Origin of the sequence: Peptoniphilus duerdenii ATCC BAA-1640 (genome assembly GCF_000146345.1) — a bacterium.
Classification (GTDB): Bacteria; Bacillota; Clostridia; order Tissierellales; family Peptoniphilaceae; genus Peptoniphilus_B; species Peptoniphilus_B duerdenii.
Map to the genome: position 1 here is coordinate 1,799,135 of NZ_GL397071.1, position 9,880 is coordinate 1,809,014.

The window sequence follows — 9,880 nt, forward strand, 5'->3', positions numbered from 1 at the left end:
TCAAAATCCGCCTTATTTTTATGTGTATTTAATTTTATTCTTCGTTTAAATTATAATTCTTCGTTTAAATTATAATTCCTCGTTTAAATTATAATTCTTCGTTTAAATTATAATTCTTCGTTTAAATTATAATTCTTCGTTTAAGTTATAATTCTTCGTTTAAATTATAAATTTTCATTTAATAAAAAAATGCTGAGTCGAAAACCCAGCATTATAAATTTATTTATTTTTGATTTTTATTGTCTTTGTTGTTTGTGTTGTTTTGATTTTTTTGGTTGTTAGTTTTATTTTCTGTACCTTGGTTCTTGTCGTTTTTAGTTTCGTTTTTTGAACCTTCTGTGTTTTTATCGTCAGCTTCTTTTCCAGGTACTTTAACCTTTAATTCTTCTGGTAGTTCATAATCCTTCTTAGGATTTATATACTTCTTAACCTTTGCATCTTTTTCAAGCTTGTTTAGGTATTCAGTAAGTTTTTCTGAAGTTCCAGTTTCAATGATTTGATCTTTAACTTCGTCAAATTCTTTGTGTCTTAAACTGTTTAGTTTGATTAGATGGTATCCGAATTGAGTCTTAACTGGATCAGAAATTTCTCCTTCTTTCATTTTAACTACTGCATCTTCAAATTCTTTTACCATTTGACCTGTTGAGAATTCTCCAAGTTTACCACCGTTGTCTTTTGCAGTTGGATCTTTTGATTTTTCTTTTGCAAGTTCATTGAAGTCTTTTCCTTCTTCAATTTCTTTTTTGATGCTTTTAGCTTCATCTTCTGTTTCAACTAGAATGTGATCAGCGTCTGCCACAAAGTACTTGTCTTTATCTTTTTCGTAGATAGCTTTTGCATCTTCTTCAGATATTTTAAGTTCTTCTTTTAGGTGGTCTTGATATTCTTTAACTAATTCTTGTTTAGCTAAATAATCTCTAAAGAATTTTTCAGTGATTCCTTGTTCTTTAAGTTGTTCTTCAAATTTTTCTTTTGAACCAGATTGTTCAATAATAGCATTTATTTGTTCATCAACTTTCTTTTCATCGACTTTGATATCTTTCTTTTCAGCATCTTGTCTTACAAGTTCCATTTGAACTAAGTTGTTTAGTACAAATTCTCTGATTCCTTGGTCGATAGTCATATCTTCTTTTCCAAGTTTTTCTTTTAGATAATCTTCTCCAGAAGTTAAAACTATTGAGTTTCTTTGTGCTGCATATTCTTCGTTGAATGTTTCAACTGGAATATCTACTCCATTTACTGTTGCTGCTACTCCAGGTTTATTTCCACAAGCTGTAAGTGTTGTGGTAAGTACTAAACCTAGTGAAAGTACTTTAGCAATTTTTTTAAAATTCATAATAACATCCTCTCTTTAATAATTATTTATTATACTACATTTTTATTGCAAAGTCAGTGTTATCTATGTGAATAAATGACGGAAATTAGCTTCTTCAAGTTATTTAATGGATCTTTTAAACCTTTTATAGAAATTATTCCTCGCTTTAAATCCACATTTGACTGAGGTATGGTGTACTTTATCTCGTTTAATAGGGTTGGATTTAGGTTTCCTTTTAGAAAACTTATTGTGTAGACTCCATTTCTTTCTATGATCGAAACTATATTTGATTTCTTTGCCATCTGTCTCATATAAGATATGTCCATAAGATTTATGACATTTTTTGGAATATCTGAAAATCTATCTACCAACTCATCCACAAGATCTCTGTAGTCATCTAGACTTTCTATAGTTGCAATCTTTTTATATATTTCAAGCACTGTCTCTTCGTCTTCTATATAATCCTTTGGAATATATGAATCTACTTTTAAGTCTACAACCGTATCTACCTCTTCCTTAACCTCTTCCCCTTTTAATTCTTTAACCGCATCTTTTAGATATTTTATATAGAGATCGTATCCTATTGATTCAATATGACCGTGTTGTTTCTCTCCTAAGATAGATCCAGAGCCTCTAATTTCCAAATCTCTCATGGCAATCTTATAACCTGAACCAAATTCTGTAAATTCCTTAATAGATTTTAATCTCTTCGATGCAATTTCACTTATTTCAGTATTTTTTCTATAGGTAAAGTACACATATGCGAGCCTATTTGACCTTCCTATTCTACCTCTAAGTTGGTAGAGCTGTGAAAGACCAAGTCTGTTTGATTCTGTCACAATCATAGTATTAGCATTTGGCACGTCCATTCCAGTTTCAATAATTGTAGAACAGATAAGCACATCTATTTCTTGGTTTATAAATGAAAGCATAGTATCTTCCAATACTCTTTCACTCATCTGTCCATTTGCAATTCCAAATGTAGCTTCCGGCACTAATTTTTTTAGTTTTAATAGAATCTCTTCCATATTGCTTACTCTATTTGAAACGTAGTAGACCTGTCCACCTCTTTCAATTTCTTTTAGAATGGCTTCTCTTATGAGCATGTCATTTTCCTCTGTGACATAGGTCTGTATAGGGAATCTCTCTTCTGGTGGCTCTTCTATAACAGACATATCTCTTATTCCTATCATACTCATTTGCAAGGTCCTTGGAATTGGTGTTGCAGTTAAAGTAAGTGAATCTACAGATTCTTTTAAAAGTTTTAGAGTTTCCTTGTGCCTTACTCCAAATCTCTGCTCTTCGTCTACGATTATTAGCCCAAGATCCTTAAACTTAACATCTTTGGATAAGAGTCTGTGAGTTCCAATGGCTATATCTATAAAACCTTTTTTTAAATCATCAATATCTTTGTCTATTTCTTTTTTTGTTCTGAATCTGCTAAACACAGAAATAGATACAGGAAAATCCTTAAATCTTTCCACAAATGTATTGTAATGTTGTTGAGCAAGAATGGTCGTCGGCACCAATACTGCCACCTGTTTACCATCCATTACCGCTTTAAATGCTGCCCTTATTGCTACTTCAGTCTTTCCATAACCAACGTCGGCACAGAGAAGTCTATCCATTGGCGTTGGACTTTCCATATCCTCTTTGATTTCTTTAATAGCATTTAGTTGCCCTTCAGTTTCTTCATAAATAAATGCATCTTCAAATTCACCTTGCCAAGGAGTATCTTCGCTAAAGGCAAATCCCTTTGCATTAGCTCTCTTTGCATATAGCTCAATGAGGTACTTCGCCATCTCTTCCACGGCTTTTTTTGCCTTGGACTTTTGCTTTTGCCAATCCTTTGAACTAAGTTTATTTATTTTAGGTTTTATTCCTTCGTTGCCGACAAATTTATGAATGACATCCAGATTTTCAACTGGCAAGAATAGTCTGTCATCGCCTTGGTAAGATAATTCTAGATAATCACGTCTAATTCCTTGGATATCCATGGTCTTAGTTCCGTTGTAGACACCGATTCCGTGAATTTCATGAACCACATAGTCACCGATTTTTAAATCTTTTAAAACTATTGTGTTTTCTTTTTTCTTCTTTATATTTTTCTTCTGAGGTTGATTTAATATTTCTCCATGATTTAGAACGAGAGTTTTATTCTCTCTTATCTCAAACCCTTCGTTTAAGGTCCCAGTAGTCACCACAACCATCGAAGATAAGATTTCCATGTTCCTGTCCTCTGAAAAATTTGCGGCTATCTCGTTGTCATTTAGAGTACTTATAAGCCTCTTTGCTTTTTTTTCAGAACCAGACATGATAAGCACTTTGTAACCTTTGTAAAGATATGTTTTTAAATCTTCGACGAAAACCTTTATTCTACCAAGATAGTTTACAACAGACTTCATATTTATGTTTAACGACATCTTTGGATAGAATTCTCTCGTTGGATTTAAAAGTGTATTTAATGACAGAACTTTTTCTTTATTTATTTTTGAGATGGTGTTTTCAATTTTATATCTAACTTCGTCAAACGATTCTGTAATTTCACCTCTAGACATAAGATCTGCAAGATTTTCTAAGAATATTTCTTCCTTGTCGTTTTCACCATCTAGTATAAATCTTGGATCTTCTAGTACAAATAGTGAATCTTCCATATAATCTACAATAGAAGATAAATATTTTTCATCTATAAACGGAAGGATTAAGTCTATGTTTTTCGGTAGAGTAAAACTTTCTAAAGCATCGATATAAGGTCCAAATTTTTCTTCTAATCTCTCCTTAGCAGTCTTATCCTTGGTCTTTTTAATTTTATTTTCAATCTTATTTTTTATTTTTAAAAATTCATCTTCATCTAAGATAAGTTCTTTTACAGGGACAATCTCACATTCATCCAAATTTTCTAGAGATCTTTGGCTTTCTATATCAAACTTTCTTATGGAATCAACTTCTGTGTCGAAAAGTTCAATTCTAAAGGCTCCGTTTGGCGAATAGATATCGATGATTCCACCTCTTATTGAAAACTCTCCCAGTGTTTCAGTCTGTATAGTTCTTTCATATCCAATCTTTAAAAGATAGTTTACAAATTCATCCAGATCAATATCCATTCCAAATTCAATTTTTCTAATATTTTCCGTAAATATTTTTGAATTTAAAATCTTATCTCTAATTGCCCTAAAAGTAGTTACAATTATAGGTTTATCGCCTTTATAAATGCTATATCTAGCTTGTAATCTTTCCTTAAGATTGTCCTCAGTTTTATATTCTCTTTCATAAAAGAATAGATCCTTTGCCGGATAGAACCACGCCTTTTTGCCCAATGATTTTAAATCTTCAGTAACCTTTTTACATCTGGTCTCATCTTTACAAATGACAATTGTATTATTAAAATCTTCAGAGATTGTATATACAAAAGCTCCAGTTGCTCCATCAGACCATCCGAATAACCCAGCAGAATTATCCCTATCTAGGAAATTTAAGGCGTCCTTATATACTTTTAAATTTTTAAAAATATCTTTTACTAAATCCATGCTTCACCACAAAAAAGCTGTCATTCAGACAGCTTATTATTATAATTATTCATTACATAATCGGCACCATGTTTTATAAAATCTAAAATTGCATCACAGGATGCGTCGATTATATTTTCTAATTTTTCCTGATCCTTCTTTTCAAACCCACTTAAAACATAGTTTGCAAGGTCAATCTTTCTTTCGTTATTACCGACTCCCACCTTTAGTCTAGGAAATTTGTCATCGTTTAAATTATAAATTATGGACTTCATTCCATTATGAGATCCAGCGCTACCACTCTTTTTAAGTCTAAGAGTAAATGGTGTTATATCAATATCATCTACTACCACCAACAGATTTTTTAGATCCACCTTGTAGAAATTCATCACTTCTCTAACAGCTTCTCCAGAAAGATTCATAAATGTCTGAGGTTTCACGAGTATGACCTTCTCTCCATTTATATTAATCTCTCCAATTAGAGATTTAAACTTAATCCTATCGACTCTTGCCCCTTCTCTCTTAGCAAGTCTATCAATAGTTAAAAATCCTATATTATGTCTTGTGAGTTCATACTTTGAACCAGGATTTCCCAGTCCAACTATTACAAACATTTAGTCAAACATTTCGGAAACAGATTTATTTCCATTTATTCTTCTAATAGCTGAAGCGAAAATAGGAGCAACATTTACAACTTCAAGAACTTTTCCAAGTTTTTCTTCTGGAACTTCTATTGTATTTGAAATTACAAACTTTTCCATTATAGAATTTTCAAGTCTATTAAATGCTTCCCCAGAAAGTACTCCGTGGCTTGCACAGCCGTATACTTTCTTAGCACCATTCTTTCTAAGTGCTTCTGCTGCTTTACAAATAGTTCCAGCAGTATCTATGATGTCATCGATAAGTATACAGTTCTTGCCATCTATGTCTCCGATGATATTCATAACTTCTGAAACATTTGGTTTAGGTCTTCTCTTTTCAATAATAGCGATTGGTAAGTTTAGTCTATTTGCAAATTTTCTTGCTCTAGTAACTCCACCTAGGTCAGGAGAAACTACTACAAAATTACCTGGATCTTCATTTACTATATCTTTGAAATATTCAGAAAGATATGGAATAGCTGTTAAATGATCTACTGGAACATTGAAATATCCTTGGATTTGACCTGCGTGTAAATCCATGGTTACAATTCTTTGAGCTCCAGCTACTTCAAGTAGGTCTGCAACTAGTTTAGATGTAATTGGTTCTCTAGCCTTGGTCTTTCTATCTTGTCTTGCATATCCATAGTAAGGCATAACTACGTTTATTCTTCCAGCTGATGCACGTTTAAGAGCATCTACCAAGATTAAAACTTCCATCAAGTTGTCGTTTACAGGATTTGATGTAGATTGAATGATATAAACATCTTTTCCTCTTACAGTTTCGTTGATGTCGATTTGAATTTCTCCATCTGAAAACTTGTTAACTACACAGTCTCCTTGTTTTACTCCTAGACTTTCACAAATTTTAGCTACTAAAGCTTTGTTAGAATTACCTGTGAAGATTTGAATATCTCCGTTTTCTAAATTCATTTTTCTCCTCCTAAACCTTTTCTTTTTACCCAATCGTCAATATTTTTTTGATGTGATCTTTCTATAGAAAGTTGAAACTTACTAACATTTTTTGTAATCGTAGAGCCAGCAGCAACATATCCATATTCTTCTATTTCAACTGGAGCCACAATATTTGAATTAGACCCTACAAATCCATGGTCATGAACTACGGATCTAAATTTATTCTTACCATCGTAGTTTACAAAGATAACTCCACAACCGATGTTTACATTAGAACCAACATCTGCATCACCTATATAGGCAAGATGAGACGCCTTTGTGCCATCACCTAAAGTAGAATTTTTAACTTCAACGAAGTTTCCTAGCTTAACCTTTTTGCCTATTTTGGATTTAGGTCTTAGATGTGCATTAGGTCCAATAGTTGTTTCATCTCCAACTTCGGAATCCTCAATGGTAGAACTATCTATCTTAACATCATTTCCTATTATGGAATTATCTATTCTAGAATTTCCATAAATCAGAACATTTTTTCCTATCTTAGTATTTCCTTGAAGAACAACTCCAGGATAAACTACTGAATCTTCTCCAATTTCAACATTTTTTTCAACTACAACCTGATCCATATTTATAAAACTTACTCCGTTTTCCATAAGTTTTACAATATTTCTACGATTAAATAATCTTTCAAGCTCTTCAAGTTCTAGCCTTGAGTTTGCTCCCATGATTTCATTTGAATCCTTGGCAATATATGCTCCAACAGGGACATTGTCTTCAGTAAGTTTTCCTAGAATATCGGTTAAGTAAAGCTCCCCTTGAGCATTATTAGTATCTAATTTCTTTAAGTAATCTCTTAGTACCTTTCCGCTAAAGGCAAAAATACCAGAATTAATTTCATGGATTTTCTTTTCTAATTCAGTGGCATCCTTTTCTTCAACGATTCTCTCAACAGATAAAGATTCATTTCTTACTATTCTACCGTAGCCGTATGGATCTTTTACCTTAGCAGTTAAAACAGTTGAAACGTAGGAGTTTTTTTCGTGAAAATCCAAGAATTCTTCTATAGTTTCTTTTGTAATTAGTGGCGCATCACCATTTAAGACTATGACAGTATCATCATCTTTATAAAATTCATCTGCACACATAACTGCAAATCCAGTTCCATAAGGCGCATTTGGTCCTATTTCTTGGATTGCAAAAAGAACATTTTCATCTTTATAATATTCAATTACTTTTTCTTTTTTATAGCCACATACAAGTACGATTTTATCAATACCCGCATCTCTACAGGAGTCGATAACATGACTTGATAGTGCTTCGCCAGAAACTTTGTGAAGAACCTTAGGAAGACTTGATTTCATCCTAGTTCCTTCTCCAGCGCATAATATAATCGCAACTTTCAATTTGTCACCTCTAACCTTTTTTATTATACCTTTACACAGAATTTATAACAAGTATAAACTCCATCTCTATTCTAAAAGTTCTTAAGAGCTATTGATTCAATAAGGTTTGCACACTTTTCAATGTCGTCAATACACATTTCAAGTCTATCTAAGATTCTAGTCCAAATAATAAGAGTCTTTGCATTATCTTCTTTTACATATAAATCTCTCATGGCATTTAGATAAATCTTATCTCCTTCTTCCTCGATTCTATTTACTTCAATAACTTTTTCTTTTAATGACGTACTATTGCTTTTAGAATTAAACTCTATAATTACTTCATAAAGCATATCCACTGCAGATACAATAAGTTTTGACATCTCTAGAGCAAAAGGTCTAATTACATCTACATTTAGCATGTATAGAGCAAGAAGCACATCTTCTATTGAGTCGGTAGGATCGTCAAGAGTTTCAATAAGCAAAGAAATATCTTGTCTTTCAATTGGAGGTACAAACTCTTTAATAAGATTATTTATTGTAATATGAATAATTTCATCGTTTGAATGTTCAATCTCATGCATAGAATTCATATTTAAAAATAGATCGCTCGCCTTATAATTACTTATAATTTCATCTAGAAGTCTCGATGCCGCCATAGTGCCTTCAATCATCTTTTTAAAACTATCAAAATAATCAAAATTTTTCTTTTTCATAACTCACCTTACAAATAAAAATATAAATTTACTAAAAATATATCCAAGAAATACGGTAGCTGGTAGAGTAAGTATCCAAACAAGAGCCATCCTCATTCCAAACTTCCAATTGATGCTGCTAAGTCTCTTTGAAGCGCCAACGCCCATAACAGAACAGGTTACAGAGTGTGTCGTGCTTATTGGAAGACCTATTAAAGTTGCTATAAGTAAAACTATAAAAGAACTTAAATCAGCAGAAAATCCTTCATAATTTTCAAGGTTCACAAGGTGCATTCCCACAGATTTAATAATCTTCTTACCACCAATGGAAGTTCCAACTCCCATAGCAATTGCAAGAATCAAAGTTATCCAAATAGGATAAGCACCATCTATCTTGTATCCTTCATTAAGAGTAATAAATACAACCAAGAAAAGACCAACGAGCTTTTGACCATTATGGGCACCATGCATAAAGCTAAGAGCCATAGAACTTAAGATGTTTGCAATGTTAAAAGGCTTCTTAACCTTGGTCCTATCGTGATTTTTAAATATTATTTTAATAATACTTACGATAATATATCCAAGTATAAAACTTAAAATCATAACAGCAATAAATCCAATTAAAATCATAATTAATGCTCTGAAATTTATACCATCAAAAGATTTTGTAAGTCCAATGAAACTTCCGATTAAAGCTCCGATTATACAATGGGACTCAGAAGTTGGATATCCGAGTTTCCAAGAAATGTAAATCCAAGAAACTATGGATAAAAATACAGAAAAAATAGAAATAAAAACAAAAGTATTATTTCCAGCAAAATCTACTAAATTTGAAATTGTAATTGCTACTTTCGGAATAAAAATACCAACAGAAAGCACTCCAAAAAAATTCATAATTGAAGAAACTATTATAGCTAAATCTACGTTTAAAGAACGGTTAGATACAGTAGTTACAATTGTGTTTGGACTATCTGTAAAACCATTAAGAATAAACATTATTATAAGTAGAATTGTAATAGTTAAAATAGCAGGAGAATTAGCAATTTCTCCTAAAAATTCTGAAAAACTTAAATTCATCTTTCCACCTTATATAAAAATTATATATTTTATTTAATTATACCATATAAAAAAGAAGTAAAAAAACAAGCTTTTTACATTGCAAGTAAAAAAGCATAAAATAAATAATATTATTTTATGCTTTTAGTAAGTTTTTTAAATTTCACAATAAAAAAAGACCTCCTAGTAGAAAGTCTGGCGCGTCATAGAGGATTCGAACCCCTGGCCTTCTGATCCGTAGTCAGACGCTCTATCCAGCTGAGCTAATGACGCAAATAAAAAAAATGGAGCGGATGACGAGATTCGAACTCGCGACCCTCGCCTTGGCAAGGCGATGCTCTACCACTGAGCCACATCCGCATAAATTATATATATGAAA

The 9,880-nt window shown here is 32.0% G+C and carries 7 protein-coding genes and 2 tRNA genes; all 9 read right to left on the reverse strand.

The window, feature by feature from the left end; genetic code table 11:
- Window positions 1-223: 223 nt before the first annotated feature.
- Window positions 224-1,336: a peptidylprolyl isomerase gene (locus tag HMPREF9225_RS08230; protein ID WP_008902483.1), complete on the reverse strand. Its 1,113-nt coding sequence runs from the start codon at window positions 1,334-1,336 to the stop codon at window positions 224-226.
- Window positions 1,337-1,395: 59 nt separating this feature from the next.
- A complete protein-coding gene (gene mfd / locus HMPREF9225_RS08235) occupies window positions 1,396-4,842 on the reverse strand; it encodes a transcription-repair coupling factor (protein ID WP_008902484.1) in 3,447 nt (1,148 codons plus the stop codon).
- Window positions 4,843-4,862: 20 nt separating this feature from the next.
- Window positions 4,863-5,435 carry an aminoacyl-tRNA hydrolase gene (gene pth, locus HMPREF9225_RS08240; RefSeq protein ID WP_008902485.1) on the reverse strand — a complete coding sequence of 191 codons (573 nt, stop codon included), beginning with the start codon at window positions 5,433-5,435 and terminating at the stop codon, window positions 4,863-4,865.
- A complete protein-coding gene (locus tag HMPREF9225_RS08245) occupies window positions 5,436-6,392 on the reverse strand; it encodes a ribose-phosphate diphosphokinase (protein ID WP_008902486.1) in 957 nt (318 codons plus the stop codon). It abuts the gene before it with no gap.
- A complete protein-coding gene (gene glmU, locus HMPREF9225_RS08250) occupies window positions 6,389-7,774 on the reverse strand; it encodes a bifunctional UDP-N-acetylglucosamine diphosphorylase/glucosamine-1-phosphate N-acetyltransferase GlmU (RefSeq protein ID WP_008902487.1) in 1,386 nt (461 codons plus the stop codon). Before glmU ends, HMPREF9225_RS08245 begins: the two co-directional genes overlap by 4 nt.
- A gap of 71 nt (window positions 7,775-7,845) precedes the next feature.
- Complete coding sequence (locus HMPREF9225_RS08255) at window positions 7,846-8,466, reverse strand: DUF47 domain-containing protein (protein ID WP_008902488.1); 621 nt, start codon at window positions 8,464-8,466, stop codon at window positions 7,846-7,848.
- 3 nt (window positions 8,467-8,469) lie between these two features.
- The gene (locus tag HMPREF9225_RS08260; RefSeq protein ID WP_008902489.1) at window positions 8,470-9,522 is read right to left on the reverse strand and encodes an inorganic phosphate transporter; all 1,053 of its coding nucleotides are present in this window, start codon (window positions 9,520-9,522) and stop codon (window positions 8,470-8,472) included.
- 175 nt (window positions 9,523-9,697) lie between these two features.
- A tRNA-Arg gene (locus HMPREF9225_RS08265) sits at window positions 9,698-9,774 on the reverse strand.
- A gap of 12 nt (window positions 9,775-9,786) precedes the next feature.
- Window positions 9,787-9,861, reverse strand: a tRNA-Gly gene (locus HMPREF9225_RS08270).
- Between the last annotated feature and the right edge of the window lie 19 nt (window positions 9,862-9,880).

Coding starts and splice junctions, on each gene's coding strand:
- HMPREF9225_RS08260 (WP_008902489.1), bottom strand. CDS start 9,522: ATGAATTTAAGTTTTTCAGAATTTTTAGGAGAAATTGCTAATTCTCCT.
- HMPREF9225_RS08255 (WP_008902488.1), bottom strand. CDS start 8,466: ATGAAAAAGAAAAATTTTGATTATTTTGATAGTTTTAAAAAGATGATT.
- HMPREF9225_RS08230 (WP_008902483.1), bottom strand. CDS start 1,336: ATGAATTTTAAAAAAATTGCTAAAGTACTTTCACTAGGTTTAGTACTT.
- pth (WP_008902485.1), bottom strand. CDS start 5,435: ATGTTTGTAATAGTTGGACTGGGAAATCCTGGTTCAAAGTATGAACTC.
- HMPREF9225_RS08245 (WP_008902486.1), bottom strand. CDS start 6,392: ATGAATTTAGAAAACGGAGATATTCAAATCTTCACAGGTAATTCTAAC.
- mfd (WP_008902484.1), bottom strand. CDS start 4,842: ATGGATTTAGTAAAAGATATTTTTAAAAATTTAAAAGTATATAAGGAC.